Below are 25,015 nucleotides of genomic sequence, written 5' to 3' on the forward strand. Positions count from 1 at the left end.
TCCTTACATTGGGTTCTGTGGGCGCCACGGTTCGATCAGCGCGTCCAGGTTCATGGCATCGGCGAAGTCCAGGAACTGGTCGCGCAGCCAGCTGATCTGGGTGCCGGCCGGCAGGGTCACGGTGAACGTGGCGTTGAGCATGGTGCCGCCGGTCTGCGGCGCCTGATAGGTGTCGCAGGTCAGGTTTTCCAGCTCGACGTTGTGGTCCATGAAGAACTGGCACAGCTCGTTGATGATGTCCGGGCGATAGGCAGAGGACACGTAAGCCACGTACGGCAAGGCCTGAGGGCGGTTTTCCAGGGCCGCGCTGCGCACGACGTTAACGGTGAACGCATGCTTCTTGGCCAGGCCTGGCAGACTGCCTTCCAGGCGCGCCAGGGCGTCCCAGCTGCCGGAGATCTCGAGGATCAGCGCGCTGCACTCGCCGTGACGGGTCAGGCGCGAGGTGACGACCGCGCAGCGGTTTTCATGGCTGGCGCGGCACAGGACGTTGGTCAGCTCCATTGGATTGGCGCCGAGCGCACTGATGACAAGGAATTGTTCGCGAACTGTGGGGGTGGACATGCAGCATTCCTAAAGCGATGAGCGGTCGGTAGGGTAAGGGCGTTGATTGCCGGAACATACCTGTCCGGAAGGCCCGGTTCACGTATCGCCAGAGCCTCGATAATAAGGAAGCACAAGACGACGACACTGGAACGGGGCCTGAAAGGCCGAAACGGGAGGCTGGAACCCGGCGTACAAGCTGATCTGTACCGATCAAAGTCTGAAGGGTAGCGAAAAGCGGCGCTCAGGGGAATGGCGGCGCAGTACTTCGCTTGTGCAAGCATCTTGGCGCCAGTACCATTACCGCTCTCTTTTTCCGGCAGGAGCGGTTTCATGATTGCGGGCAGTATGGTGGCACTGGTCACACCCATGGATGCACAAGGGCGTCTTGACTGGGACAGCCTCAGCAAACTCGTGGACTTCCACCTCAAGAACGGCACCCATGCCATTGTCGCGGTCGGCACCACCGGCGAGTCGGCAACCCTTGACGTTGAAGAACACATTGCCGTCATCAAAGCCGTCGTCAAACAGGTTGCAGGCCGCATTCCGGTGATCGCCGGCACCGGCGCCAACTCGACCCGCGAAGCCGTCGAGCTGACCCGCAACGCCAAGGAAGCCGGCGCCGATGCCTGCCTGCTGGTAGTTCCGTACTACAACAAGCCGACCCAGGAAGGCCTGTACCAGCACTTCAAGCACATCGCCGAAGCGGTCGACATCCCGCAGATCCTCTACAACGTACCCGGCCGCACTTCCTGCGACATGCAGGCCGAGACCGTGATCCGCCTGTCCACCGTGCCGAACATCATCGGCATCAAGGAAGCCACCGGCGACCTGAAGCGCGCCAAGGCGATCCTCGATGGCGTGAGCAAGGATTTCATCGTGCTGTCCGGCGATGATCCAACCGCAGTCGAGCTGATCCTGCTGGGTGGCAAAGGCAACATCTCCGTCACCGCCAACGTCGCTCCGCGCGAAATGGCCGACCTGTGCGAGGCCGCGCTCAAGGGCGACGCCGAGACCGCACGGGCCATCAATGAAAAACTGATGCCGCTGCACAAGGACCTGTTCATCGAAGCCAACCCGATTCCGGTGAAGTGGGCTTTGGTCGAAATGGGCCTGATGCACGAAGGCATCCGCCTGCCGCTGACCTGGCTGAGCGCTCCTTGTCATGAAACGTTGCGCTCGGCCCTGCGCCAGTGCGGCGTCCTGGTTTAATTGAGGAAGTACAACGCATGAAGCGAATGGCCGGACTTTCCGCACTTGCCTTGATTATCTCCAGCACCAGCGGCTGCGGATGGATCTGGGGCCCGGAAGGTTATTTCCGTGACCGTGGTAGCGACTACCTGGAAGCGAAACAGACTGCACCGATGCAACTGCCAGAAGGTGTCAGCACCTCCAAGCGTCTGGATCCACTGCTGCCGATCCCGCGCAACGTCGCCGACGATACCGCTACCGGCGAATACGTGGTTCCGCGTCCTCAGCCACTGTCGGCGATCGCTGACGCCAGCGACTACTCGCTGCAGAAGAGCGGTGATTCGCGTTGGGTCATGGGCCAGCATCCACCGGCCGAAGTCTGGCCAGTGGCTGTGCAGTTCTTCCAGGACAATGGTTTCCGTCTGGATGAACAGCGTCCGCAAACCGGTGAATTCACCACCACCTGGCAGCATTCCGACGAGCTGTCCGCTGCCATGGCCAAGCGTCTGAGCGCCGCCGGCGTCGCCGCCGACAGCGAAACCCGTGTGCGGGTACGCATCGAGCCGGGCGTACAGCGCAATACCAGTGAAATCTACGTGGTCAGCGCCGAGCGTCCGGCCGGCAGCACCGCCAATGTCGATTTCACCAACCGTTCGGTCAACACTGGTCTGGACGCTGCACTGGTCGACGACATGCTCGCGAGCATGAGCCGCACCTCCGAGAAGGGTGGTTCGGTGTCGATGCTGGCATCGCGTGATTTCGATACCCCGAGCCGCGTCAGCCTCAGCGAAGACGGCAGCGGCAATCCGGTGCTGAACGTCGGTTCGGATCTGGACCGTGCCTGGTCGAGCGTCGGTCGCGCGCTGGAGCAAGGTCAATGGCGTGTTGAGGACATCAACCGCAGCCTGGGCCTGTACTACATCAACCTGGCCGAAAAAGCCGAGAAGAAAGACGACAAGCCTGGTTTCTTCAGCAGCCTGTTCGGCAGCGCGCCGACCAAGGAAGAAGTTGAAGCCCGTGCCGAGCGTTATCAGGTTCGCCTGAGCAAGGTTGGCGAGAACGTTCAGGTCACCGTCGAGAAAAACATCAACACCGTTGCGCCGGCCGATGTGGCCCGTAAAGTGTTGAGCGTGATTCAGGACAACCTGGGCTGATCAGATGCGTTTTGCCGTTCTCGGCAGCGGTAGCCAAGGGAACGGCACGCTGATCGCCAGTGCTGATACGTATGTACTGGTGGATTGTGGTTTTTCCCTGCGGGAAACCGAAAAACGCCTGTTGCGCCTGGGGGTGAACCCGGCGCAACTGAGCGCGATACTCGTGACCCACGAACATGCCGACCACGTGCATGGCGTGGGTTTGCTGTCTCGGCGCTACAATCTGCCTGTCTACCTCAGTCGCGGCACGCTGCGCGGGATGCGCAAACCGATTGAACCCGCAGGCTTCGTGGCCGGCGGCGAACAACTGCAGATCGGTGCTCTGGACATCCGGGTCATTGCCGTGGCCCACGATGCACAGGAACCGACCCAGTATGTCTTCAGTGATCAGGAACAGCGGCGCTTCGGCCTGCTGACCGACCTGGGATCGTATTGCGAGCAGGTGCTGGACGGTTATAGGGACCTCGATGCGTTGATGATCGAGTCCAACCACTGTCGTGACATGCTGGCCCGTGGTCATTATCCGTACTTTCTCAAGCAGCGGGTGGGCGGCGAGCTGGGACATTTGAACAACCATCAGGCGGCATTCCTGGTGGCCGAGTTGGGCTGGCAAGGCCTGCAACACCTGGTCCTGGCCCATCTGAGCAGCAAGAACAACCTGCCGCAGCTGGCCCGGCAATGTTTTGTCGACACCCTCGGGTGCGACCCGGACTGGCTGCAACTGGCCGATCAAGATTCAGGGCTCGACTGGCGCCACATCGCCTAGCCCATCTACTTAGCAAGCGGAGCCCATCATGGAAAAACGTGAAGAACTCTACCGCGGCAAAGCCAAATCGGTTTACAAGACCGACGACGCTGACCGCTTGATCCTGCTGTTTCGCAACGACACTTCGGCGTTCGACGGCAAGCGCATCGAGCAGCTCGACCGCAAAGGCATGGTGAACAACAAGTTCAACGCCTTCATCATGCAGAAACTCGAAGCGGCCGGCATTCCGACCCAATTCGACAAGCTGCTGGGCGACAACGAATGCCTGGTGAAGAAGCTGGACATGATCCCGGTCGAGTGCGTCGTTCGTAACTACGCTGCCGGCAGCCTGGTCAAGCGTCTGGGCGTCGAGGAGGGCATGAAGCTCAACCCGTACACCTTCGAACTGTTCCTGAAAGACGACGCCAAGGGCGACCCGTTCATCAACGAATCCCACGTCGTGGCATTCGGCTGGGGCACCGCCGAGCAACTGGCGCGCATGAAAGAACTGTCGCTCAAGGTCAACGAAGTCCTGAGCAAGCTGTTCGACGACGCCGGCCTGCTGCTGGTGGACTTCAAGCTGGAATTCGGCGTGTTCAGCGATGGCTCCATCGTCCTGGGCGACGAGTTCAGCCCGGACGGCTGCCGTCTGTGGGACAAGGACACCAAGAAGAAGATGGACAAGGACCGCTTCCGTCAGGGCCTCGGTGACGTCATCGAAGCCTACGAAGAAGTCGCCAACCGTCTGGGCGTACCGCTTTAATCGACGCAAGCATCTGATAGCACGGAAAAAATTTCGTTTAGGGGTTTCCCATTCAACGAAAGTGTTGTTATGATGCGCGCCGTTGGAGAGATGCCAGAGTGGCCGAATGGGACGGATTCGAAATCCGTTGTACCTTCACCGGTACCTAGGGTTCGAATCCCTATCTCTCCGCCATACATGGAAAAAGCCCCGTAGCTGAGAAGCTGCGGGGCTTTTTCGTATGTGCTGAAAAAAGCGCCCTCAACGATCGACCCGTTTATTTTGCTTTGCCCATTTCCCTGTCAAGACCTGGTGAAACAGCCTTCATCACATCATCGATTACAGCCTTTCCCATCTCCGTCAAAAAATGCGCAGCCCAGGCATATCGGTCTGTTTCTCTAATGAACGCCGCATCTTCTGCAAGTGCCTTGGCGAGAGCCAACAGGTCGGAAGCCTGAGCCAATGCCTGGCCGACAGGCACTCCGGCGCTGACGTGAAATAACGGATTGTCAGAGCAATAGAGGAAGGGAGTGGTTCCGGCGGTTTTTTCTTCAGGTGCATCATGCATGTGTAACTCCTTGACTGTGAGGAGCTGCCAATTTCACGGGCGTAAGAAGACGCCAGCATTTGTCAGGGACGCTGTTGCGTGACTCGTCGGGTTTCCAAACTCGGGAGGGAGCCTCAGGAACGTTAGAGGAGTCGTGTCTCACACTCCGAATTAACTGACTAAACTCCTGCATTCCAGGTCATGGACCACCGGGTTTCCGGCGGCCAGCCCCTTCAATGCATGAGGTTTGGTCATGGCAAAGGGAAAGAAGAAAGACTCGCCCAAAGACATCCCCGCAGATCGCCCGAAGCTGTCGAGCAAGGACTATCTGGCGGAGTTGCGTCGACTGCACGTTGAGCTCGTCAAACTGCAGGAGTGGGTGAGGGCCGAGGGCATCAAGGTTTGTGTGATTTTCGAGGGCCGCGATGGGGCGGGCAAGGGCGGGACGATCAAGGCACTTACCGATCGGGTCAGCCCGCGGGTCTTTCGGGTGGTTGCATTACCGGCCCCGAGCGAGCGAGAGAAGAGCCAGATGTATCTGCAGCGCTACCTACCTTATCTGCCGGCGGCCGGCGAGGTGGTGATCTTTGATCGCAGTTGGTACAACCGAGCCGGTGTCGAGCGGGTGATGGGGTTCTGTACCGAGAATCAGGTCGAAAAGTTCCTCAATACGGTGCCCCTGGTGGAGCATGCCATCGTCAATTCCGGAGTGATTCTGCTCAAGTACTGGTTGAACGTCAGTCAGGAAGAGCAGACGCGCCGGCTGGAAGAGCGCATCAAGGACGGTCGAAAGATCTGGAAACTGTCTCCCATGGATCTCAAGTCCTACAGTCGCTGGTATGACTATTCGCGGGCGCGTGACGACATGATCAGGGCGACCGATACCGAATATGCGCCCTGGCTGGTAGCCGACTCGAATGACAAGCGGCGAGCGCGCCTGAATATCATCTCAGATCTCCTCAGCCGCATTCCGTACAAGAGTGTTTCGCGCGAGAAGGTTGAGCTACCCAAGCGGCAGAAGCCTGGGGGCTACAAGGAATCGGATTATCCCTTCCGGCACATCCCCGAGAAATTCTGAAGACAGGTGTTTACGTCGGTCTCGGAAAAGCCCCGTTGATGAAAATCAGCGGGGCTTTTTCTTTTTTGCGGCCTTACCGGATGCCCCTCAAATCTCCTTGACCGGCGTATCCCCCTGCACACCTTTGATCAATTCGATCACGTGCAGACAATCCGCCTTGTTCACATACGACTCCCCGCTGGCAACCGTTTCATGGTTTCCCGCCCTTAACCGCCAGCGCCATTGGCCCTTGCCGGTGCTCGGGGTGCCCTTGGATTGCCTGTAAATCTCGAAATACATTCAGTTCGCTCCATGCGATGGGGATATTGCGACAACCTGTTTGACGCATGTTCGCAAGCCTAGCCGAGCCCTGTTATTTGGCTATCGGGGATTTGTTTCCAATCGTTCGATAATGTTTCCGCAATGGGCGGGGCAGAGCGTCTGGATCAGCCTTCGGATTGGCCGGTACGTCCTCGTGGCACACTTGCATGACCTTCAGTGGTGCTGCTTAATACGGTGCGGCTCATGGCGTCGAATCCGCTTCGGCGACCGATAGACACTATAAGAAAAGAGCACTCCATTGACCCAATCGCACGGAACGCCAAACGCGGGGCCGGTGAAATTGTCGCTGGTGGTTCCCGTCTTCAATGAAGAGGACAGCCTCGACGGCTTTCTCCTGCGCATCCATCAGGTATTCAAGTCTGAAGAGCTGATCCGCCTCGAACTGGTGTTCGTCAATGACGGCAGCAGCGATGCGACGCTGGAGCGTTTGCTGCACCGTCAACAACGTGATCCGCGGATCCGTATCGTCGATCTGAGCCGTAACTTTGGCAAGGAAGCGGCGCTTTCCGCCGGTTTGCAGATCTGTACCGGAGAGATCGTGGTGCCGATCGACGTCGATCTGCAGGACCCGCCCGAGGTGATTCTGCAGATGATCGAGCGCTGGCGCGAGGGTTATGAAGTGGTGCTGGGGCATCGCCTCAGTCGCTGCAATGATTCCTGGGCCAAGCAGATCTCGGCCAGCTGGTTTTATCGTTTGCACAACAAGATCGCCGATCAGTCACTGCCCGAGAATGTCGGCGATTTCCGTTTGATGGATCGTTGTGTGGTAGACGCTCTGCTGACACTGCCGGAGTCCCGGCGATTCATGAAGGGGTTGTTCGCCTGGGTCGGCTTTCGCACCACTCAGGTCGAATACGATCGCCCGGAGCGTGCAGTGGGCGAGAGCCGGTTCAATGGCTGGAGGCTGTGGAATTTCGCGCTGGAGGGCATTACCAGTTTCAGCACCGAGCCATTGCGGATCTGGACGTACCTGGGGGCGATGGTGTCTCTGGTGTCGTTTGCCTTTGCCATGTTCATCGTGGTGCGCACGCTGATCCACGGCGTCGACATGCCCGGTTACGCCTCGCTGATGGTCGCGGTGACCTTTCTCGGCGGCTTGCAACTGATCGGCATTGGCGTGCTTGGCGAGTATCTTGGCCGCACCTATATCGAAGCGAAACGCCGACCGGTTTTCCTGGTGCGCCGCATCTATGACCCCAAGGACTGAAGCATGGATCTCAAGGAAACCGACATCCTCGGCGACAACATCGGCGAGCATTGGTATTACTGCTCGAAGGCGGCGGCGACGCGCCGAATGCTGGGGGAGGCACCGATCAAGCGCATTCTCGATGTCGGTGCCGGCTCAGGGTTCTTTTCTCATCATTTGCTGACGCACACGGCTGCCCGCGAAGCCTGGTGCGTGGACATCAGCTACCCGGCCGATTTCAGCGCCACCACCGCCGGCAAACCGGTGCATTACCGGCGTGCGATCGACAGCGTGGACGCCGATCTGGTGTTGCTGATGGATGTGCTGGAGCACGTTGATGATGACCTCGGATTGCTCAAGTCCTACGTCGACAAAGTGCCGTCCGGCAGCCGGTTCCTGATGACGGTGCCGGCGTTCCGGTTCCTGTGGAGCGGGCACGATGATTTTCTTGAGCACAAACGTCGTTATACCCTCGGGCAGTTCGAAGCCTTGACCGAAAAGGCTGGGTTGACGGTCGAGCGGGGCGCCTACTACTTCGGCGCGGTGTTCCCGATGGCTGTTGCTTCGCGCCTGATTCCCGGCAGTTCGACACCCCGTTCGCAACTGAAAAAACATCACCCGCTGGTTAATGCGCTGCTGAAGACCCTGTGCCGCCTCGAGCTGCCCTTGATGAACCTGAACCGTGTGGCCGGTCTGAGTGTATTTGTGCTGGCGCGCAAATCGTGACGCCCGCCGAGAAAGACGCACTTGTCAGGCGCGGCCTGCGCTTTGCCGTGACGGGACTGTTCGTCACCGCGTTGCATGCGTTGGTGGCGATGTCGTTCATCAATTATGTGAGCCCTGATCCTCCACTGGCCAACGGTGTGGCGTTTGTCGTCGCGACCGTGGTGTCCTATGTGATCAACACGACCTGGAGCTTTTCAGCCCGCTTGCACGGCAAGACGCTGCTGCGATTCCTGCTGGTTTCGGCGGGAGGCTTTTTCCTGGCGATGTTTGTCGCCTGGGCCGCACAGATGGCAGGGCTGCATTACCTGCTGGGCATCGCGGCGGTCGCGCTGACCATTCCGGCATTCACGTTCGTGTTACACAATTTCTGGACCTATCGATGAAGGATTTGCGCAGGCACCCGGCACTCTCCTTACTGCCGTTGTTAATGGGGACGCTGGTGTTTTTCCTGGCGATCGGGCCGCAAGCGCTGAATCCGCAAAACATTGCCTGGCTGGAACAGGGTGATCCGGCGACGCATTATCTGGGTTGGGAATTCTTCCGGCGTTCGCCCTGGACATTTCCACTCGGCCTCAATCCGTTCTACGGTCTGGAACTGAGCAATTCGATCATCTTTTCCGACTCCAACCCCCTGTTGGCGCTGTTGTTCAAACCCTTCAGCGCGTGGTTGCCGGACACCTTCCAATATTTCGGGTTGTGGCTACTGGTGTGTTGTGTCCTGCAGGCCTGGTTTGGCTGGAAACTGCTCGGGCTGATGACCGGCAATCCCTTGATTCGCCTGCTGGGAGCCGGGCTGCTGGTGTTCTCGCCGCCGATGTTTCTGCGTATGGGCGGGCACCTTTCCCTGGCCGGGCATTTCCTGATTCTGGCAGCGTTGTATCTGGCGCTGGTGCCGGACCAGCGTCGACGGCGCTGGGCCTGGGGGGCTTTGCTGGCGGTGACCTCATGGGTGCACGCCTACTTGCTGGCCATGGTGGCCCTGATCTGGCTGGCGGACCTGCTGGGCAAGACATTCAGCCGGCAATTGACCCGGCGTCAGGGGCTGGTCGAAGGCGGATTGCTGTTTGCGCTGGTGAGTGTGTGCTGCTGGCAGGCGGGTTATTTCAGCATTGCCGACGGTGCGGTCTCGGGCGGTTTCGGTTTGTACCGGATGAATGTGCTGTCTCCGGTCGATCCGGCGGGCTGGTCGTGGATCCTGCCCAATCTGCCAAAACGCGAGGGCGACTTTGAAGGTTTCAACTACATGGGGCTGGGCGTTCTCTTGCTGGTGCCGCTGGCGCTGATTGCCTGGCATGGCAATCGGCAACCCTTGAGGGAGGCGTTGCGCGCCCGTCCTTGGCTGTTGACGGCCCTGTTCGGCCTGTGGCTTTTCGCGCTGTCGAATCAGATCGGTATCGGCTCAATCACCGTCGGCTATCCACTGCCGGAGGTAATCCTCAGGCTGGCCAACGTCTTCCGTGCGTCGGGGCGGATGTTCTGGCCGGTGCTGTATGCCCTCATGTTGGGCCTGATTTTTCTGGTGGTGCGCGGTTATCGACCGCGCGTTGTCATTTTTCTGCTCGCTACAGCGCTGCTGGTCCAGGTTGCCGATACCTGCAGTGGCTGGCTTGGCGTGAGACAGGGGAAAATGGTCGCGCCATCGGCAACCTGGAACAGCCCGATGCGCGATCCTTTCTGGGCAAGCGCTGCCGGGCATTACACGAATGTTCGCAGTCTGATGCCGCAGAATCAGAACGATCGCTGGCAGATGATTGCCGAGTTTGCCGCGGTTCACGGCATGAACACCGATGCCGTCTACCTGGCGCGCGTGAGTTCTTCGGCGCTGGCGCTGGCACAGCAGAAAGCGCGGCGCATGCTCGACTCGGGTCAATACGAGGCAGATTCGTTGTACATCCTCAGCGACGATGTCCTGGCGGATGCCGCCAAAGGCATCAACAGTGAAACCGATCTGCTGACCCGGGTGGACGGTCTCATCGTGCTCGCTCCGGGGTGGAAGCGCTGTACCCGATGTCTGCCCATGAAGGATGAGGGACAGCAAATATCCGTGATTCCCCTCTCGGGGCCAGGGCAAACGCTGACGTTCAACTACCGAAACCGACAACTGGCCAACGGCTGGTCGACACCGGAAAGCTGGGGCACGTGGACGGAGGGGCAACAGGCGAAAATCGAAATGCGGGTGTTGCCGCAGGCGCGTTCAATCGTGCTTGACGCATTGGCCTTCGTTCAGCCACAGCATCCCGCCCAGCGAGTGATCGTGAAGCTCAATGGCGAGCAGGTGCTGACCACAAGTCTGACCCGGTTCCATGGCAATCACCTGGAAATTCCAATCAGCGCCGCGCTCAGTCGCAGCCTTGCGAGCGATGACCGGCTCACTATCGAACTGCAATTGCCGGATGCCATCAGCCCTCGGCAATTGGGGATCAACGATGATTCGCGGGTCATGGGCCTGGGGCTGAAGTCCCTGACGGTGCAATGACGCACCGTTTTGATGGACGCTACCCCTGCTGCCTTTCTACACTGCCCGCAATCCGGGGACAGGGGGGCAATGGATGAACCGCAATGAACTTCGCAAGGCCGACATCAACCTGATGGTGGTGTTCGAGACCTTGATGCTCGAACGCAACGTGACACGAGCGGCGGAAAAGCTGTTTCTCGGCCAGCCGACCATCAGCTCGGCGCTCAATCGCTTGCGCACCATGCTCAACGATCCACTGTTCATTCGCGTCGGTCATCGCATGGAGCCGACGGCTCGCGCCGAAGACATCTATCGCCATCTCAAGCCTGCCCTGGACTCGCTGTCGGTGGCGCTGAGCCTGACCCGTGATTTCGACCCGGCCGTCAGCACCATGACGTTTCGCATCGGCCTGTCGGACGACGTCGAATTCGGTCTGTTGCCACCATTGCTGCGTGTCTTGCGCCAGGAAGCACCGAACGTGGCATTCGTGGTGCAGCATGTCGATTACTGGCGCATTCCCGATCTGCTGGCGGCTGGCGACATCACCGTCGGTATCAGCCAGACCCGTGGCCTGCCGGCCAATGCCAAGCGCAAACTGCTGCGGCATATCCAGCCGAGCATCCTGCGCGCCGACAAGTCCGACACCCCGCTGACCCTCGACGAATATTGCGCACGGCCCCATGTGCTGGTTTCCCACACGGCCAATGTCAGCGGTTACGCCGATGAGTGGCTGGCGGACCTCGGTCGAACCCGTCAGGTGGTGTTGTCGGTACCGCAATACAGCGCGCTGCCGGCGCTGCTGGCGGGCACCGACCTGATCGCCAGCCTGCCGGACTACACCGCCGAGGCGATGGCCGCCTCGGGGCTGCTGTTCAAGGAAGCGTTCCCGTTCAAGACCCCGACGCTCGACCTGTCGATGGTCTGGCTCAGCCATGTCGACAGCGATCCGGCCGAGCGCTGGCTGCGTTCGCGGCTGGAGCAGTTCATGAGCGAGCGGCCGGTGATGGCGTCGTTGGCGTGAGTCAGGCGTCGCTGTGTTATATGTACGACCTTTTTGCCGAACCTCTGGAGCACCGACATGCCACATCTGCACATGGAATACACCGCCAACCTGCCGCAACTGAACGCCGACGTGGCGTTGATCCGGCTCAACAATACCCTGGTGGGTTCCGGTCAGTTTGCGGCCGAGTTCGATATCAAGAGCCGTGCGCTCAAGGTGGAAACCTTCAAGGTCGGCACCGCCATGAGCGAGCGGGCCTTTGTTTCAGTGAGGCTGGCGCTGCTCAGCGGCCGATCCCCGGAGATCAAGAAACAACTCTCGCAAAACCTGTTGGCGGTGTTGCAGGACCTGTGCGAATGGCCGGCGGGCGTCGAAGTGCAGTTGAGTGTGGAACTGCTTGATATCGACCGCGAGTCCTACAGTAAAGTCGCCATCGGCGTGTAAGACTCAGGCCGCCTCCAGCTCCGCGCAGGTCTTGATGACCTGCTCGCGCAGCCAGAGGTTGGCGCTGTCCTGATCGACGTTGTGGCTCCACTGCATGTCGAGGGTGAAACCCGGCAGGCCGTTGGGTGCCTCGCAGTGATTGAACACCGCGTCGTTGGTCAGCAAACGCTGGATCCGCCGGGGCAGGGTGAGGATGAAATCGGTGCCGGTGATCATCTTCAACGCTGCGCTGTAGCTGTTGGAACGCGCGACGATCTGGCGCTTCTGTGCCTGCCGCGCGAGCCAGCCATCGACCATGTTGGTGGTCGAGGTCCAGGGCGTGGGGAACACATGCCGGCGCTCGGTGAAGGCTTGCAGGCTGAGGCGCGGTTCCAGCGGCGTCGCACGTTTATCGAAGACGCAGACCAGATCATCTTCCAGCAACATCCGGGATTTCAGGTCGGTATGGCTGCGGTGAAAGTGCGGGCCGAAACAGATCACCAGATCGAGGCTCCCGTCTCGCAGCTCCTGCGCCGGCACGTCGGTCTCGAACTTGTGCATGTTGACCATCACCGGCAGATCGTCGAAGTCGAAACGCTTCAGCATGCGCGGCAGGATCAGTTGCTCGAAGTATTCCGGGGCGCAGATGTTGAAGGTCACCGGCTGCGCCGTCGGGTCGAAGGTCGGGGCGCCGGCGTGGCACAGGTTGATGCTTTCGAGGATTTTCTGCACATGGCCATACATGCTGCTGGCCTTGTAGGTCGGGCGCATGCCCGTGCGGGTATTGACGAACAACTCGTCTTCAAAACTGGTGCGCAGTTTCTTCAGGCAGTAACTGACGGTGGACTGACTGACGAACAGCGCCTCCGACACATCGGTGACGCTGCTTTGCTCATACACGGCGACAAACACCATGAGATCCTGCATGTCGAGCTTTCTAAGCAAGTTACTGTTCAGCATCCGTTCTGTCTCGCTGTGCTCCTTGCGCCGAATCCGCGCAAACGTGTGCGCATGATCGTAACGGAACGATGGTGCCAGGAGAAACCCCTGTAGGATTTTTCACGGACAGTTGTGGGACAGAAAGTTTTAGTAATACGACGTGCCAAAACGATCCTGCAAAAGATGGCCAGAAGCCTTTATCCAGAGGGATGAAGCACCGTGCACAACGCCCGATCAGCGAACGTGTCGGGCGTATTGTCGAGGGTCGAAACGCAGCCCGATCAGCAGCATGACCACCATCACCGCGGTCAGCGACCACCAGGCCCATTCGAAGCTGCCCAGTCGATCGCGGATCACCCCGGCCAGCAGCGGTGAGAGCCCGGCAATCAGGTAACCGACCCCTTGCACGAAGGCCGTCAGCCCGCCGGCACGCTGCGGGTTGTCGAGGTGATCGAGGGAGACGATCAGGCTCATCGGGAACAATCCGCCAATGCCCAGCCCCAACAGGCCTGGCCACAGCAGGCTCAGATGTTGCGGGCTGAGGATCAACCCGCAGAAGCCACCAATGATCAGCACCAACAGGGCGCTCAGTACCAGGCGCCGGTCACGGCTGCGGTTGGCGATCGCCGGAACCACCAGGCCGGAAATCACCTCCATGGCCGTCAGAAATCCCAACAGCAGACCGGCGTTCTGTTCGCTCCAGCCGTTTTCCACGTAGTACGGCGCCAGCCACGCGAGTACACAAGTGTAGGAAGCGGTCCCCAGACCAAAGAAGATTGCGAGCAGCCAGGCGCGGGAGTGGGTGAAAAAGGCCTCCGTTTTCACGGCAGTGGTCGTGATGGGTGGTGCGTCATCGCGTTGTGCCAACCAGAACACCAAGGCGAGCAGCGCCAATGCCGCCCAGATCGCCAGCCCTGCACGCCAGCTGCCCGTGTCGAGCATCACCCTTGGTGCGAACGAGGCAGCGAGTGCGGCACCGCCCATGATCGACGTGACATACAACCCCATGCACAGCGCCACGTTGTCGGGGAAGCGCGATTTGATCAGTGCCGGCATCAAGGCCTGAATCAACGCGATGCCGACCCCTGCCAGGACGGCGCTGACGATCAGTTGCGCCGCCGAATCGAGAAACAGCCGCGCCAGGGTCGCCCCACCAATGATCAACAACGACAGCACCACCGTGCGCCGCTCCCCCAGACGCTGGCTGATGCCGATCCCGAAGAACATCGCCAGTCCCATGGCCATCACCGGCAGCATGGTCAGCAGCGATGCCACGCTGAAGCTCAGCGGGATATCGCTGCGAATCGCCGACAGCAAAGGCCCGACGGCGGCCATCGATGGGCGCAGATTGAGGGCGACCAGAATGATACCGAGCATCAGCCAGACAGCGGGGCGGGCGGTGGCGCGGACGTTTTCCATGTTCAGACCTTTGAATCAGAGGCTGTCGATTAGGCGGGCGCGATACCGGTGCCGGCAAATCAGAAATTCCCGCGGGATATTTAAAAAATCGATACGCCTTTCGTGAGCTCTGCCTGAACGGGCTGTGATTTTTTACTGAATCAGGCCTGATGCACTTGCAGATTTCATGGTTATTTCATGAGCCAACTAATCGTTGGCTTCTTTTTCACAAAAAATTGATGAGGGGCTACGTAGAGTTTTCATCGCTTGGGTCAATGAATTTTTCACAATTGGCCACGGCGCTTCTTTTCAGGAAATAGCCCCCCGCCTATGTTGAAGTTAAAAGCCGTGCGCCCTGAATGGGTGACGTTGTTTGCCAGTGCCTTTTTTTTGGCCGGATTCAATTTCGTACTCTGGGAACACCTCTTCGAGATCACCGCTGCCGATGGCAAGGGTATCGCCATGCGCATTGCGTTCGGGGTGATGATCTTCGCGGCGTACAACATCGTGCTGACCTTTCTGGCGTTTCGCCCGGTATTGAAACCGGTGTTGACGGCGCTGTTTCTGATCAGTGCCGGTGTGGCTTATTTCATGAGCCAGTATGGGGTGATGATCGATGCGGGGATGTTTCGAAACTTCGCTGAAACCAATGCCACGGAAGTTCGCGATCTGCTGTCTTTGAAGTTGTTCGCTTATCTATTGTTTCTGGGCTTATTGCCGTCGTGGTTGGTGTGGAAGTTACCCGTCGCTTATCGTCGATGGCATCGAGAGTTATTAAGCAAAGTTGTGGTGTGTGCAGCATCGGTCGCGGTCATTGGCGGCGTCGCATTGGCCAACTATCAGGGCTTGTCTTCGCTGTTTCGCAACCACCACGAATTGCGCCTGATGCTGGTGCCGAGCAACTACATCGGCGCATCTGCCGGCTATCTGCGCGAACAGGTTGTTTCTGTGCAGCAACCGTTCGTCAAGATCGGTGAAGACGCCCAGCGTAACCCTGCACTGCAAAACCGTCCGCGCAAGTCGCTAACCGTGCTGGTGGTGGGTGAAAGTGCCCGGGCGGAGAACTTCGGCATCCTGGGCTACAACCGCGACACCACGCCGAAACTGGACAAGGAAGCCGGCCTGATCGCGTTCACCGATGTGCATTCCTGCGGTACGGAAACAGCCGTCTCGGTGCCGTGCATGTTCTCAAACATGGGCCGCAAGGATTACGACGCCAGCAAGGCGAAGAATGAAGAAGGGCTTTTGGATGTGCTCAAACGTGCCGGCATCGATGTGATCTGGCGCGACAACCAGTCGGGCTGCAAAGGCACCTGCGATCGCGTCACCCTGCAGGATGTCAGCAATCTGAAAGACCCGGCGCTGTGCGCCAACAGCGAGTGCCGCGACGAAATCCTCCTGCAAGGGTTGCAGAATTTCATCGAGCACCTGGACAAGGACACCGTGCTGGTACTGCACCAGATGGGCAGCCACGGCCCGGAATACTTCAAGCGTTATCCCAAGGAATATGAGCACTTCACACCGGTGTGTGAAAGCAACGCGCTGAACAATTGCAGCCGCGAAAGCATCGTCAACGGTTACGACAACACGCTGGTGTACACCGACCATGTGCTGTCGAGCCTGATCGATGTGCTGCGCAGCAATCAGGAAAAAGTCGATACCGCCATGCTGTACCTCTCCGATCACGGCGAGTCCCTGGGCGAGTACAACCTGTTTCTGCATGGCACGCCGTACATGCTCGCGCCGGAACAACAGAAACATGTGGCGATGCTGGCGTGGTTCTCCGACAGTTACCAGAAGTCGTACTCGGTCGACACCCATTGCCTGCAAATGAGCCGCGACAAACCGTTGAGCCAGGACAACCTGTTCCATTCGATGCTCGGTCTGCTGGAAGTGCAGAGCAAGGTCTATCAGCACGATCTGGACCTGTTCGCCGGTTGCCGCGGTGCCGTCATCGACGGCGTCCTGGCCAGGGACTGAACCCTCGGAATTGTTCTGTAAGACTATTCTTGCTTGCAGGCAGGAGATTTCATCAACGCTCTTGCCCTGCGAAGGCGCGTAAAGCGCCGGTGGCGATATATACTGCGCGCCATTCTTGAAGGGAGAGCCGTGTGGCCATCGATATTCACTGGATTCGCGACAACGATAGCCTCGCGCAGTTTTGCGCCGAGTGGCAGCAGCTGCCTTTCGTTGCCCTCGACACCGAATTCATGCGGGTCGACACCTTCTACCCGATTGCCGGCCTGCTGCAGGTCGGCGACGGCAAGCGCGCCTATCTGATCGACCCGCTGACCATTGACGCCTGGCAACCGCTGGCGGCGTTGCTGGAAAACCCGGCGGTGCTCAAAGTCCTGCACGCGTGCAGCGAAGACCTCGAAGTCCTGCTGCGCCTGACCGGCAGCCTGCCAGCGCCGTTGTTCGACACGCAACTGGCTGCGGCCTACCTGAACCTCGGGTTCTCGATGGGCTATTCGCGTCTGGTGCAGGAAGTGCTCGGCATCGAACTGCCGAAGGGCGAAACCCGTTCCGACTGGCTGCAGCGCCCGTTGTCCGACACGCAAATCAGCTATGCCGCCGAAGACGCCGTGCATCTGGCGGAGGTTTTCGTACAACTGCGTCCGAAACTGTCCGATGACAAATTCGCCTGGGTACTGGAGGACGGCGCCGAACTGGTCGCCAACTTGCGCCGCGAGACCGATCCGTACGAGGTGTATCGCGAGGCCAAACTGGCCTGGAAGCTGTCTCGCGCGCAACTCGCCGTTCTGCGCGAACTGTGCGCCTGGCGTGAGCGCGAAGCCCGTGCCCGCGACCTGCCGCGCAACCGTATTATCCGTGAGCATTCGTTGTGGCCGCTGGCCCGCACGCAACCGGACAACCTCAGCGCGCTGGGCAAGATTGAAGACATGCATCCGCGTACCGTGCGTCAGGACGGCGAGTTTCTGCTTGATCTGATCAAGCGCTCTGGCAGTGTGGGGCCTGATCAATGGCCGCCAGCCGTGCCGGAGCCGTTGCCGATCGAAGCCGCCGCGCTGATCAAACAGCTGCGAGCGCTCGGTCAGGCCGAAGCCGAACGTCTGGGCATCGCGCCGGAATTGATGCTGCGCAAGAAAACCCTCGAAGCCCTGGTCAAAAGCGGCTTCCCCGAGGGCCCTTACCAATTGCCTGATTCGCTGCGTGGCTGGCGCCGCGAATTGATGGGCCAGAAGCTGCTCGACAGCCTGGCCACCGCCGGAGAACAGCCTTGAAACGTATTTGCTCCATTTATCAAAGTTCGAAGAAAAGCGGCATGTACCTCTACGTGCTCAAGAGCGATGCGCTGGAACGCGTGCCGGAAGGCCTGATGGCGGCGTTCGGCAAGGCGAAGCATTCCTTCGATCTGGTACTGACCCCCGAGCGCAAGCTCGCCAGCGAAGACATCGCCGTGGTCCTGGAGAACCTCGACAAGCAGGGCTACCACCTGCAGATGCCACCGGCCGAGGAAGAGTACATCGAGCACTTGCCCGAAGAGTTGCTGCGACGCAACGACCCGGTCTGATCCGCGAGGCCCTGTCCTGGGCCTCTTGTAACCCCTGGAACGGTTTTTACTGCGACGGCTGCCACGAAGTGGGCGGCCGCCTGCACGGTTTGCGAAAGGTTTGAACATGCGCGTTCTGATTGCTGAACACGACCACGCGATATACGCCCGGCTGCTGCGTCAGGCAGCCCCGGAGCTTGAAGTGCTGACCAGTGGCGACTCCGCCGAGCTGGCCCGCCAGGCTGCTGATTGCCCGGTGTGGCTGGGCCAGCCGGATCTGTTGGCGACCCTGTTGCGTCAGGGCCACCAGCCCCAATGGCTGCAATCGACCTGGGCCGGCATCACGCCGCTGCTGGCCGACGGTTTGCGCCGCGATTACCGCCTGACCCGGGCGGTCGGCATTTTCGGTCAGGTGATGGCTGAATACGTGCTGACCTACATGCTCGGCCACGAGCGCGAAGTGCTGGCGCGACTGGTCAGCCAGGTCGAGCGCAAGTGGGACAGTCGCACCGGCCAGAGTCTGGTCGGGCGCAAGGTGCTGATCGTCGGCACCGGCGACATCGGCCAGAGCGTGGCGCAGTTCCTGCGGCCATTCGGCGTTGAGTTGTACGGCATCGCCAGCAGTGCCCGGGAGCAGGCGCCATTTGTCGAAGTCGGCTCGATGGCGGACCTGCCACGGCTGGTGGGGGAAGTGGATTACGTGGTCAATCTGCTGCCCAACACCGAGCACACCCACGACATCTACGACGCGGCGCTGTTCAAGCAATTCAAGCCGACCGGGTTGTTCATCAACGCCGGGCGCGGTGTGGCGGTGGTCGATGCGGATCTGGTCGAAGCGCTGAAGGAAGGTCATCTGGCCGGCGCGGTGATCGACGTCTGCCGTCAGGAACCGCTGCCGCAACGGCATCCGTTCTGGACCGCGTGGGGCTTGCTGTTGACCGGGCACAGCTCTGCGCCGACGTCGCCGCCGATGATGGTGCAGTTGTTTCTGGACAACTTGCGGGCGTATCAGGCGGGAGAGGCGTTGCGTGGGGAAGTGGATTTCGCACGCGGTTACTGATTCACCGCAGTGAAAAATGTGGGAGCGGGCTTGCTCGCGAAAGCGGTTTATCAGTCAGCCAAGACGTCGACTGGTAAGCCCTCTTCGCGAGCAAGCCCGCTCCCACATTTCGTTATGCGCCATGGCTTAGAGGGTGAAGTCGCCTTCAGCCGCCAGTTCGCTCAGCGGACGACGCGGGCTCGGCGTTTCCCGTGCTTGCAGGTAATCCGCCAGGGTTGCCTTGTCACCCAGCTTGCCCACCGCCACGGCGGCGTGCAGTGCATAACCTTGCGGAATGTTCAGCTCCTTGCGAGTCAGCTCCTGATCGAAGCCGGCCATGCCGTGGGTGTGCCAGCCGCTCAGGCTCGCTTGCAGAGCCAGATGGCCCCAGGCCGAACCGGTGTCGAAGGTGTGCCACAGCGCTGGTGTTTCTTCGGTCGCGCCCGGTGCGGTGAAGGTGGTTTTGGAAATCACGATCACCAGCGCCGACGCGTGCTGCGCCCAACTGCGGTTGAATTCGTTGAGCAGGCCCAGGTAACGCTCCCAGTTCGGCGTATCGCGACGGGCGTAGAGAAAACGCCACGGCTGCGAGTTGTACGCCGATGGCGCCCAGCGCGCGGCTTCGAAGAAGCTCAGCAAGGTTTCTTCCGGAATCGCTTCGCCGGTGAAGGCGCGGGGCGACCAGCGATCGGTGAACTGCGGGTGAATGGCGTATTCGGCAACGCGAGGGTTGGCACTCATCGAGAGATTCCTTGCTACGTTTGAGGACAGGTTTGAAGCAAAACCCGGCGGGATCAGTTGGGCTGAACGATGGGGGCTGTATCTGAAGCCGTGCAGTTCACCGGAATGCAACGCGGTCGAGCGTTAATGGCATCCAGCCAGGGCTTCTTGAGACTGGCAAAGCTACTTGGCCGCGCAAAAACTGACAAGCCCTGCACAACCGACAGTCGCCAGCGCTTGGCCCACGGGGCCTTGGGCACTAGACTGGCGGCCTTTTCACCACCTGATGTTGATGCTTGAGCCATGGCCGCCAAAGTCGAACCGTTCTGGAAACGCAAAACCCTCGATCAACTGGATCACGAGGAATGGGAATCGCTGTGCGACGGTTGCGGCCTGTGCTGCCTGCAGAAGCTCGAGGATGAAGAAGACAACAGCGTCTATTACACACGCATCGCCTGCAAACTGCTGGACCTGAAAAGCTGCCAGTGCAGCGATTACCCGAACCGCATCAAGTTTGTTCCGGACTGCATCCAGCTCACCCCGGGCCAGGCCGAAGCATTCAAATGGCTGCCGCCGACTTGCGGCTATCGGCTGGTCAGCGAAGGCAAGGATCTGCCGTTGTGGCATCACCTGGTCTGCGGGGATCGGGACGCCGTGCACCACGAACGGATTTCCCAGTCCGGGCGCATGCTCGCCGAAGGCAGCGTGCCGGAAGACGACTGGGAAGATCACCTGATTTTCCGCGCAGGTTAACGATTGACCAAGGAGCAGGTATGGCGACGGGATTGCGCCGGGCGCTGATCGTCACGCTGCTGGCGCTGAGTGCGCCGGTGTGGGCGGCGAAGAAGGTCGATCTGGATTTTCAGGTACGCCTGCTGCCGCAGAGCGATCAGGCCGAGGTGCGCCTGACCCTCGCCAAAGGCGAGGCCGTGCGCAGTCTGGATTTCGACCTCGGCGACGGCAGCCACTACAGCGACTTCAAGGCCGACGGCCAATGGCAATTGACGCCGGGCCAACAGGCACGCGGCGTATGGCGCCCGACGGCGGACAAGGCCAGCCTGACCTACCGCGTGCGTATCAGTCACGGCCGCAAGAACGGCAGCTTCGACACGCGCCTGACCCCGACCTGGGCGCTGATGCGCGGTGATGAACTGGTGCCCCCTGCAAAGCTTGATCAGCAGGACGGCATCGAACTGGTCTCACGGCTGCAATTCGAACTGCCCGATGGCTGGAAAAGCGTCGAAACCGCCTGGCCGCGCATCGGCAAGAACAAATTCCGCATCGACAATCCGGCCCGTCTGTTCGACCGGCCTACGGGCTGGATGCTCGCCGGGCACCTCGGCAGCCGCCGCACACGATTGGGGGAGACCGAAGTCACCGTGGCGTCGCCACAGGGGCAGGGCATGCGCCGGATGGACGTGCTGACGCTGTTGACGTTCGTCTGGCCGCAGGTCCAAGCGGTGTTTCCCCGACATCCGAGCAAGCTGCTGATCGTCGGCGCCAACGACCCGATGTGGCGCGGCAGCCTGGCGGCGCGGGAGTCGATCTACCTCAACACGCGTTTGCCTCTGGTCAGCGAGAGCGGCAGTAGCCCCTTGGTCCGGGAGCTGGCGCAGGTGTTCGGGCGCATCAACGACGAGCAGCGCAGTGACTGGATCAAGGAAGGGTTCGCCGAGTATTACGCCGTCGAACTGGTGCGCCGTGCTGGCGGTATGAGCGATGAACGTTATCAGGCCTTGCAGGTGAAACTGGCCAAGGACAGCCAGAAGGTGACGACGTTGCGCGGCGAGCAGATCAGCCCGGCGCAGGTGTCCAAAGCGGTTTTGCTGTTACAGGAACTGGATCGCGAGATCCGTCTGAAGACTCGCAACAAGCGCTCGCTGGATGATGTGCTGCGCGGGGCGATGCATTTGGGGACGGTGGACACCAAAGAGTTCGTGCAACTCGCCGAAAGCATTCTCGGCGAGTCGTCCAAAGTCCTCGATACTGCGTTATTGCAGTAATACCGCCTTCACGAGCAAGCCCGCTCCCACATGTGATCGCATTACAACTGACGTAGAGCGGTTCAATGTGGGAGCTGGCTTGCTCCGGGCGGCGATCCGACGAAGAGGCCAGAAGCCTCACCGCAAGTTCAGGCTCAACCCCCGGCTTTGGGCGACTTCACCGAATCATTGCCGGTCACGGTGGCGGTTTTGGTCGCCGCCTCGGCATTGGCTTTGAGCTTGCTCAGCTCTTCACCGGCGCGCTCGATCTTTGTGCGCACGTTGTTCATGTCCTGACGGCTTTTCTCCAGCAGGCTTTTCACCGAGCTGTGGCCGGTGATGCCACGGGCCATGGCTACGCCGCCAATCGCCACCTGAATCAGCCCGAACACGCCGCCACGGCGCAGGCCCTTGCCGACCATGATCACGCCGCCGGCCAGCGAGCCGATGCGCTCCCAGCCTTCGACGTTCTGCTCGGAGCGGGTCTGGAACGGAGTGGATTCGATACGCTCGACGCGTTTGAGCTCGGTCATGATCTTTCTCCAGGCAATGAGTAATGGATAAACAAGCTGACTGCACTGGCGGTCAGCTCGTTCCATCGGATGTGCGGCGTTTCAGCGGAATTTCGGCCCGGAACGGGTATTCAGACCTTTGGCCATGCGGTCGTAAAGCACGACGTTGACCGTGGCGGCGAGGTTCATGCAACCGGTGGTCGGGATGTACACGACGTCTTCGCACCAGTCGCGGATCTCTTGATCCAGCGAGCCGTCTTCGGGGCCGAAGATGTACAGGGCGCGATCGGGGTGGGTGTATTCCGGCAGCGGGCGGGCGCCGTCGACCAGTTCCACGGCGACCGGGACGCAGTTGAGCGGCAGGATTTTTTTCAGGTCGTCGATGCCGATCAGCGGGATGTCGTAGTGCACGCGCTTGGTGTCGGTGACGAAATCGGCGGCGCGCTCATAGCGTTTGCCGGTGTAAAACACGGTCGACACGCCATAGCAGCCTGCGGCGCGCATCACCGAACCGACGTTTTCCGGTGATTTGGGGTTATACAAACCAATGCAGCTGTACCGTTTGTCTGCCACGAGCGGGGTGCCTTCGGGAAAAAGAGGGCGATTATACGGGGATTGGGGGAGGGGTGTTCAGTTTGAGATTGGCGGTGCCTGCCAGGCCGCCTTCGCGAGCAGGCTCGCTCCCACAGTTGATCGGTGTCGCACACAAAACCAATGTGGGAGCGAGCCTGCTCGCGAAAGGGTCGGGTCAGCCACTGAAGATCTTCAGTCTTCTTTTTTCATGAGGCCGGCCAGGGCAGCAAACGGATTGTGCGTGGCCTTGGCGATTTTCGGCGTGCTCAGCGAGCCTTCGCCGAAATACTGCTGGTCGGTGTAGCGCGAGTGTTCGTTGTCGTGGCAGTACAGGCACAGCAGTTCCCAGTTGGAACCGTCCTGCGGGTTGTTGTCGTGGTTGTGGTCGCGGTGGTGCACGGTCAGCTCGCTCAGGCGCTTGCCGGAAAACTCACGGGCGCAGCGGCCGCACACGTGCGGGTACATCTTCAGGGCCTTGTCGCGGTAGCCCATTTCCTTGTCGCGCTGGTTGTCGGCGAGGATGCGATCCAGCTTCGAAGTGTTGGTCGGGGTGGACGAACTCATGGGTTCACCTTTGCAGAAAGACTAATGACGGTTATGACGCCAGTTTAGCTCAGCCCTTGAGCTTCTCGGCAATCCAGATCGTGTGGCGCGTGCCCTTGTTGCCGTGGGCGAAGACCTGGACTTCCTCGGCTTTGAAACCGGCCTTCTTCAACTTGTCGGAAAACTGCCTGTCGGCGCTGGCCGACCACACCGCCAGCACGCCTTTGGGCCGCATTGCCCTGGCGCACGCGGCAAGGCCGGCGGTGGAATACAGCCAGCTGTTGGCCTTCTGGGTCAGGCCTTCGGGGCCGTTGTCGACGTCGAGCATGATCGCGTCGAAGCCGTTGGGCTCGCTTTGCAGCACTTTGGCCACGTCTTCCTGACGGATCACCGTGCGCGGGTCGAGCAGCGGGCGCCCGGACTTTTCACCGAGCGGGCCACGGTTCCACTCGACCACGCCGGGCACCAGTTCGGCGACCACCACTTCGGCGCACTTGCCCAAGTGCTTGAGCGCGGAGGCGAGGGTGAAGCCCATGCCCAGGCCGCCGATCAGCACTCGCGAATCCGGCCGGCCGGCGACCTTGCGGCAGGGGATTTCGGCCAGTGCATCTTCGGAGCCGTGCATGCGGGTGTTCATCAATTGCCCGCCGTCGCCGCCCTGGATCTTGATGACGAAATCCTCGCCATACTCGAACAGGCACAGGGCGCCGCCGTTGTCAGGGATCGGCGTGGTGTCGAGCAGAACGAAACGTTTCATGGAAATCTCTACAGGGGGGAAGGCAAGCCGGCGCGTTGGGAGTAGCCTGAGAGCAGACTTCAGGCCAACGGAGCCCTTGATGAAGCGCACCATTCTAACGGTCATTACCCTGGCCGCGCTCTCGATAACTGCCGTACAGGCGCAACAGACGATTCCCGTCAGCCCGACACCGCAACCGGGCTCGCCCGGCACGGCGACGCCAACCCCATATCCGCAGATCAGTCCGGTGCCGATTCCCAAGGCCGGCCCCGGCAGTGGCGGGCCACCGCTGGTACCGATCGAAATGCCCAGCCCGCCGACCAAGGATCAGCCGGTGCCGGGGATCGAACAGCCTGACGGGAAAAGCAAATCCCCCGGCGGCTAGATCTGTTGCGCCGCCAGTTGACCGTCGGCCATGCGCAGGCGTTTGGACAGGGAGACGGCGAGGGCGCGGATGATCTTGGCGGCGATCTTCGGCGCATCGTTGAGCATTTTTTCCAGCGAATCCTTGCCGAGGTTGAGCAACTGACAGTTGCTCGCCGCCACGCAAGTTGCCGAACGGCGTTCACCGTCGAGCACGGCCATTTCACCGAACGCCCGACCGCTGCGCAGGGTGGCCATGGTCACGATCTGGCCGTCGCCACCGGTTTTCTGCACGGCCACCTGGCCGGTGTGGATGATGCACATGAAACTGCCGGCATCGCCTTCGCGAAAGATCGCTTCGCCTTCAGCCACGGTGCTGATGCTGAAGTAGCCCGAAGCGGCGGCGAAATCCGCCAGTTGCAATTGATCGAACAGGCCGCAGTCCATCAGCCAGTCGCGGATTTCGTTGTTCAGTAGAGTGGGTTCTGACATGTCGTGCGGTCTTTTTGTTGTGTCGGGTGGCAGGCTCGCCACCGGGGGCCGATCTGCTTATCGGCTCCCGGTGCCCGGAATTAAGACCTGACT

General features: G+C 60.3%; 29 protein-coding genes and 1 tRNA gene. 19 read left to right on the forward strand and 11 right to left on the reverse strand.

Annotated features, from left to right (window positions below):
• Positions 1 to 3: 3 nt before the first annotated feature.
• On the reverse strand, positions 4 to 564 hold the full coding sequence (locus C6Y56_RS06930) for a glycine cleavage system protein R (protein ID WP_169429258.1): 561 nt from the start codon (positions 562 to 564) through the stop codon (positions 4 to 6).
• A gap of 312 nt (positions 565 to 876) precedes the next feature.
• Between C6Y56_RS06930 and dapA the strand changes: the two genes are divergently transcribed.
• The 5 genes from dapA to C6Y56_RS06955 all read left to right on the forward strand — a co-directional run bounded on the left by dapA (position 877) and on the right by C6Y56_RS06955 (position 4,570).
• Positions 877 to 1,755 carry a 4-hydroxy-tetrahydrodipicolinate synthase gene (gene dapA / locus C6Y56_RS06935; RefSeq protein WP_169429259.1) on the forward strand — a complete coding sequence of 293 codons (879 nt, stop codon included), beginning with the start codon at positions 877 to 879 and terminating at the stop codon, positions 1,753 to 1,755.
• 17 nt (positions 1,756 to 1,772) lie between these two features.
• Entirely contained in the window at positions 1,773 to 2,888 is a 1,116-nt protein-coding gene (gene bamC / locus C6Y56_RS06940; protein ID WP_169429260.1) for an outer membrane protein assembly factor BamC, read from the forward strand.
• 4 nt (positions 2,889 to 2,892) lie between these two features.
• Positions 2,893 to 3,654 carry an MBL fold metallo-hydrolase gene (locus C6Y56_RS06945; protein WP_085710246.1) on the forward strand — a complete coding sequence of 254 codons (762 nt, stop codon included), beginning with the start codon at positions 2,893 to 2,895 and terminating at the stop codon, positions 3,652 to 3,654.
• A gap of 28 nt (positions 3,655 to 3,682) precedes the next feature.
• Positions 3,683 to 4,396, forward strand: coding sequence for a phosphoribosylaminoimidazolesuccinocarboxamide synthase (purC, locus tag C6Y56_RS06950; protein WP_007963288.1), 714 nt, complete (start codon positions 3,683 to 3,685; stop codon positions 4,394 to 4,396).
• Positions 4,397 to 4,480: 84 nt separating this feature from the next.
• Positions 4,481 to 4,570: transfer RNA gene (locus C6Y56_RS06955), tRNA-Ser, on the forward strand.
• A gap of 82 nt (positions 4,571 to 4,652) precedes the next feature.
• Here C6Y56_RS06955 and C6Y56_RS06960 read toward each other — a convergent pair.
• Entirely contained in the window at positions 4,653 to 4,943 is a 291-nt protein-coding gene (locus C6Y56_RS06960; protein WP_169429261.1) for a DUF3077 domain-containing protein, read from the reverse strand.
• A 232-nt stretch (positions 4,944 to 5,175) separates the two neighbouring features.
• Here C6Y56_RS06960 and ppk2 point away from each other — a divergent pair, with 232 nt between their 5' ends.
• On the forward strand, positions 5,176 to 6,000 hold the full coding sequence (gene ppk2, locus C6Y56_RS06965; protein ID WP_169429262.1) for a polyphosphate kinase 2: 825 nt from the start codon (positions 5,176 to 5,178) through the stop codon (positions 5,998 to 6,000).
• An 87-nt stretch (positions 6,001 to 6,087) separates the two neighbouring features.
• Here ppk2 and C6Y56_RS06970 read toward each other — a convergent pair whose 3' ends face one another.
• A complete protein-coding gene (locus tag C6Y56_RS06970; RefSeq protein WP_064383113.1) occupies positions 6,088 to 6,279 on the reverse strand; it encodes a YegP family protein in 192 nt (63 codons plus the stop codon).
• A 280-nt stretch (positions 6,280 to 6,559) separates the two neighbouring features.
• On the opposite strand from C6Y56_RS06970, the gene C6Y56_RS06975 reads away from it, so the two are divergent.
• The 6 genes from C6Y56_RS06975 (at position 6,560) to C6Y56_RS07000 (ending at position 12,132) form a co-directional block, all read left to right on the forward strand.
• Positions 6,560 to 7,528: a glycosyltransferase family 2 protein gene (locus C6Y56_RS06975; RefSeq protein WP_169429263.1), complete on the forward strand. Its 969-nt coding sequence runs from the start codon at positions 6,560 to 6,562 to the stop codon at positions 7,526 to 7,528.
• A gap of 3 nt (positions 7,529 to 7,531) precedes the next feature.
• The gene (locus C6Y56_RS06980) at positions 7,532 to 8,233 is read left to right on the forward strand and encodes a class I SAM-dependent methyltransferase (protein WP_169429264.1); all 702 of its coding nucleotides are present in this window, start codon (positions 7,532 to 7,534) and stop codon (positions 8,231 to 8,233) included.
• Positions 8,230 to 8,616, forward strand: coding sequence for a GtrA family protein (locus C6Y56_RS06985; RefSeq protein WP_169429265.1), 387 nt, complete (start codon positions 8,230 to 8,232; stop codon positions 8,614 to 8,616). The genes C6Y56_RS06980 and C6Y56_RS06985 overlap by 4 nt, the downstream gene beginning before the upstream one ends.
• A complete protein-coding gene (locus C6Y56_RS06990) occupies positions 8,613 to 10,709 on the forward strand; it encodes a DUF6311 domain-containing protein (protein WP_169429266.1) in 2,097 nt (698 codons plus the stop codon). The genes C6Y56_RS06985 and C6Y56_RS06990 overlap by 4 nt, the downstream gene beginning before the upstream one ends.
• 73 nt (positions 10,710 to 10,782) lie before the next feature.
• Positions 10,783 to 11,709 (forward strand): LysR substrate-binding domain-containing protein, encoded by a 927-nt coding sequence (locus C6Y56_RS06995; RefSeq protein ID WP_169429267.1) that lies wholly within the window; start codon positions 10,783 to 10,785, stop codon positions 11,707 to 11,709.
• A 57-nt stretch (positions 11,710 to 11,766) separates the two neighbouring features.
• Positions 11,767 to 12,132, forward strand: coding sequence for a 5-carboxymethyl-2-hydroxymuconate Delta-isomerase (locus tag C6Y56_RS07000; protein ID WP_169429268.1), 366 nt, complete (start codon positions 11,767 to 11,769; stop codon positions 12,130 to 12,132).
• 3 nt (positions 12,133 to 12,135) lie between these two features.
• On the opposite strand, the gene C6Y56_RS07005 is transcribed toward C6Y56_RS07000, so the two are convergent.
• Both C6Y56_RS07005 and C6Y56_RS07010 read right to left on the reverse strand, forming a co-directional pair.
• The gene (locus tag C6Y56_RS07005; RefSeq protein WP_169429269.1) at positions 12,136 to 13,071 is read right to left on the reverse strand and encodes a LysR family transcriptional regulator; all 936 of its coding nucleotides are present in this window, start codon (positions 13,069 to 13,071) and stop codon (positions 12,136 to 12,138) included.
• A gap of 213 nt (positions 13,072 to 13,284) precedes the next feature.
• Positions 13,285 to 14,469 (reverse strand): cyanate transporter, encoded by a 1,185-nt coding sequence (locus C6Y56_RS07010; RefSeq protein WP_169429270.1) that lies wholly within the window; start codon positions 14,467 to 14,469, stop codon positions 13,285 to 13,287.
• A 309-nt stretch (positions 14,470 to 14,778) separates the two neighbouring features.
• On the opposite strand from C6Y56_RS07010, the gene C6Y56_RS07015 reads away from it, so the two are divergent.
• The 4 genes from C6Y56_RS07015 (at position 14,779) to C6Y56_RS07030 (ending at position 19,022) form a co-directional block, all read left to right on the forward strand.
• Complete coding sequence (locus C6Y56_RS07015) at positions 14,779 to 16,428, forward strand: phosphoethanolamine transferase (protein WP_169429271.1); 1,650 nt, start codon at positions 14,779 to 14,781, stop codon at positions 16,426 to 16,428.
• A 131-nt stretch (positions 16,429 to 16,559) separates the two neighbouring features.
• Entirely contained in the window at positions 16,560 to 17,693 is a 1,134-nt protein-coding gene (gene rnd / locus C6Y56_RS07020) for a ribonuclease D (RefSeq protein ID WP_169429272.1), read from the forward strand.
• Positions 17,690 to 17,983 carry a YcgL domain-containing protein gene (locus C6Y56_RS07025; RefSeq protein ID WP_085703814.1) on the forward strand — a complete coding sequence of 98 codons (294 nt, stop codon included), beginning with the start codon at positions 17,690 to 17,692 and terminating at the stop codon, positions 17,981 to 17,983. Before rnd ends, C6Y56_RS07025 begins: the two co-directional genes overlap by 4 nt.
• Before the next feature lie 106 nt (positions 17,984 to 18,089).
• Positions 18,090 to 19,022: a D-2-hydroxyacid dehydrogenase gene (locus C6Y56_RS07030; RefSeq protein ID WP_169429273.1), complete on the forward strand. Its 933-nt coding sequence runs from the start codon at positions 18,090 to 18,092 to the stop codon at positions 19,020 to 19,022.
• A gap of 126 nt (positions 19,023 to 19,148) precedes the next feature.
• On the opposite strand, the gene C6Y56_RS07035 is transcribed toward C6Y56_RS07030, so the two are convergent.
• Entirely contained in the window at positions 19,149 to 19,742 is a 594-nt protein-coding gene (locus C6Y56_RS07035) for a nitroreductase family protein (protein ID WP_102717527.1), read from the reverse strand.
• A 282-nt stretch (positions 19,743 to 20,024) separates the two neighbouring features.
• On the opposite strand from C6Y56_RS07035, the gene C6Y56_RS07040 reads away from it, so the two are divergent.
• The gene (locus C6Y56_RS07040; RefSeq protein ID WP_169429274.1) at positions 20,025 to 20,474 is read left to right on the forward strand and encodes a YcgN family cysteine cluster protein; all 450 of its coding nucleotides are present in this window, start codon (positions 20,025 to 20,027) and stop codon (positions 20,472 to 20,474) included.
• Between the two features lie 20 nt (positions 20,475 to 20,494).
• On the forward strand, positions 20,495 to 21,724 hold the full coding sequence (locus C6Y56_RS07045; RefSeq protein ID WP_169429275.1) for a hypothetical protein: 1,230 nt from the start codon (positions 20,495 to 20,497) through the stop codon (positions 21,722 to 21,724).
• Between the two features lie 134 nt (positions 21,725 to 21,858).
• Here C6Y56_RS07045 and C6Y56_RS07050 read toward each other — a convergent pair whose 3' ends face one another.
• The 4 genes from C6Y56_RS07050 to C6Y56_RS07065 form a co-directional block, all read right to left on the reverse strand.
• Positions 21,859 to 22,236, reverse strand: a complete 378-nt coding sequence (locus tag C6Y56_RS07050; protein WP_169429276.1) for a YgaP family membrane protein — start codon at positions 22,234 to 22,236, stop codon at positions 21,859 to 21,861.
• Positions 22,237 to 22,317: 81 nt separating this feature from the next.
• Complete coding sequence (locus tag C6Y56_RS07055) at positions 22,318 to 22,788, reverse strand: RNA methyltransferase (RefSeq protein WP_007958066.1); 471 nt, start codon at positions 22,786 to 22,788, stop codon at positions 22,318 to 22,320.
• Between the two features lie 192 nt (positions 22,789 to 22,980).
• Positions 22,981 to 23,352, reverse strand: a complete 372-nt coding sequence (locus tag C6Y56_RS07060; RefSeq protein ID WP_007944009.1) for a YajD family HNH nuclease — start codon at positions 23,350 to 23,352, stop codon at positions 22,981 to 22,983.
• 49 nt (positions 23,353 to 23,401) lie between these two features.
• The gene (locus C6Y56_RS07065; protein WP_169429277.1) at positions 23,402 to 24,088 is read right to left on the reverse strand and encodes a spermidine synthase; all 687 of its coding nucleotides are present in this window, start codon (positions 24,086 to 24,088) and stop codon (positions 23,402 to 23,404) included.
• 79 nt (positions 24,089 to 24,167) lie between these two features.
• Between C6Y56_RS07065 and C6Y56_RS07070 the strand changes: the two genes are divergently transcribed.
• Positions 24,168 to 24,452, forward strand: a complete 285-nt coding sequence (locus C6Y56_RS07070) for a hypothetical protein (RefSeq protein ID WP_169429278.1) — start codon at positions 24,168 to 24,170, stop codon at positions 24,450 to 24,452.
• On the opposite strand, the gene C6Y56_RS07075 is transcribed toward C6Y56_RS07070, so the two are convergent.
• Entirely contained in the window at positions 24,449 to 24,922 is a 474-nt protein-coding gene (locus tag C6Y56_RS07075) for a cyclic nucleotide-binding domain-containing protein (protein WP_169429279.1), read from the reverse strand. The genes C6Y56_RS07070 and C6Y56_RS07075 overlap by 4 nt on opposite strands.
• Positions 24,923 to 25,015: the final 93 nt, after the last annotated feature.

The organism is Pseudomonas fluorescens, from assembly GCF_012974785.1.
GTDB classification, from domain to species: domain Bacteria; phylum Pseudomonadota; class Gammaproteobacteria; order Pseudomonadales; family Pseudomonadaceae; genus Aquipseudomonas; species Aquipseudomonas fluorescens_BT.

Excerpts from the sequence above, each read along its gene's own strand:
- C6Y56_RS06930 (WP_169429258.1), bottom strand. The coding sequence starts at position 564 with ATGTCCACCCCCACAGTTCGCGAACAATTCCTTGTCATCAGTGCGCTC.
- dapA (WP_169429259.1), top strand. The coding sequence starts at position 877 with ATGATTGCGGGCAGTATGGTGGCACTGGTCACACCCATGGATGCACAA.
- bamC (WP_169429260.1), top strand. The coding sequence starts at position 1,773 with ATGAAGCGAATGGCCGGACTTTCCGCACTTGCCTTGATTATCTCCAGC.
- C6Y56_RS06945 (WP_085710246.1), top strand. The coding sequence starts at position 2,893 with ATGCGTTTTGCCGTTCTCGGCAGCGGTAGCCAAGGGAACGGCACGCTG.
- purC (WP_007963288.1), top strand. The coding sequence starts at position 3,683 with ATGGAAAAACGTGAAGAACTCTACCGCGGCAAAGCCAAATCGGTTTAC.
- C6Y56_RS06960 (WP_169429261.1), bottom strand. The coding sequence starts at position 4,943 with ATGCATGATGCACCTGAAGAAAAAACCGCCGGAACCACTCCCTTCCTC.
- ppk2 (WP_169429262.1), top strand. The coding sequence starts at position 5,176 with ATGGCAAAGGGAAAGAAGAAAGACTCGCCCAAAGACATCCCCGCAGAT.
- C6Y56_RS06970 (WP_064383113.1), bottom strand. The coding sequence starts at position 6,279 with ATGTATTTCGAGATTTACAGGCAATCCAAGGGCACCCCGAGCACCGGC.
- C6Y56_RS06980 (WP_169429264.1), top strand. The coding sequence starts at position 7,532 with ATGGATCTCAAGGAAACCGACATCCTCGGCGACAACATCGGCGAGCAT.
- C6Y56_RS06990 (WP_169429266.1), top strand. The coding sequence starts at position 8,613 with ATGAAGGATTTGCGCAGGCACCCGGCACTCTCCTTACTGCCGTTGTTA.
- C6Y56_RS06995 (WP_169429267.1), top strand. The coding sequence starts at position 10,783 with ATGAACCGCAATGAACTTCGCAAGGCCGACATCAACCTGATGGTGGTG.
- C6Y56_RS07000 (WP_169429268.1), top strand. The coding sequence starts at position 11,767 with ATGCCACATCTGCACATGGAATACACCGCCAACCTGCCGCAACTGAAC.
- C6Y56_RS07005 (WP_169429269.1), bottom strand. The coding sequence starts at position 13,071 with ATGCTGAACAGTAACTTGCTTAGAAAGCTCGACATGCAGGATCTCATG.
- C6Y56_RS07010 (WP_169429270.1), bottom strand. The coding sequence starts at position 14,469 with ATGGAAAACGTCCGCGCCACCGCCCGCCCCGCTGTCTGGCTGATGCTC.
- C6Y56_RS07015 (WP_169429271.1), top strand. The coding sequence starts at position 14,779 with ATGTTGAAGTTAAAAGCCGTGCGCCCTGAATGGGTGACGTTGTTTGCC.
- C6Y56_RS07030 (WP_169429273.1), top strand. The coding sequence starts at position 18,090 with ATGCGCGTTCTGATTGCTGAACACGACCACGCGATATACGCCCGGCTG.
- C6Y56_RS07035 (WP_102717527.1), bottom strand. The coding sequence starts at position 19,742 with ATGAGTGCCAACCCTCGCGTTGCCGAATACGCCATTCACCCGCAGTTC.
- C6Y56_RS07040 (WP_169429274.1), top strand. The coding sequence starts at position 20,025 with ATGGCCGCCAAAGTCGAACCGTTCTGGAAACGCAAAACCCTCGATCAA.
- C6Y56_RS07045 (WP_169429275.1), top strand. The coding sequence starts at position 20,495 with ATGGCGACGGGATTGCGCCGGGCGCTGATCGTCACGCTGCTGGCGCTG.
- C6Y56_RS07050 (WP_169429276.1), bottom strand. The coding sequence starts at position 22,236 with ATGACCGAGCTCAAACGCGTCGAGCGTATCGAATCCACTCCGTTCCAG.
- C6Y56_RS07060 (WP_007944009.1), bottom strand. The coding sequence starts at position 23,352 with ATGAGTTCGTCCACCCCGACCAACACTTCGAAGCTGGATCGCATCCTC.
- C6Y56_RS07065 (WP_169429277.1), bottom strand. The coding sequence starts at position 24,088 with ATGAAACGTTTCGTTCTGCTCGACACCACGCCGATCCCTGACAACGGC.
- C6Y56_RS07070 (WP_169429278.1), top strand. The coding sequence starts at position 24,168 with ATGAAGCGCACCATTCTAACGGTCATTACCCTGGCCGCGCTCTCGATA.
- C6Y56_RS07075 (WP_169429279.1), bottom strand. The coding sequence starts at position 24,922 with ATGTCAGAACCCACTCTACTGAACAACGAAATCCGCGACTGGCTGATG.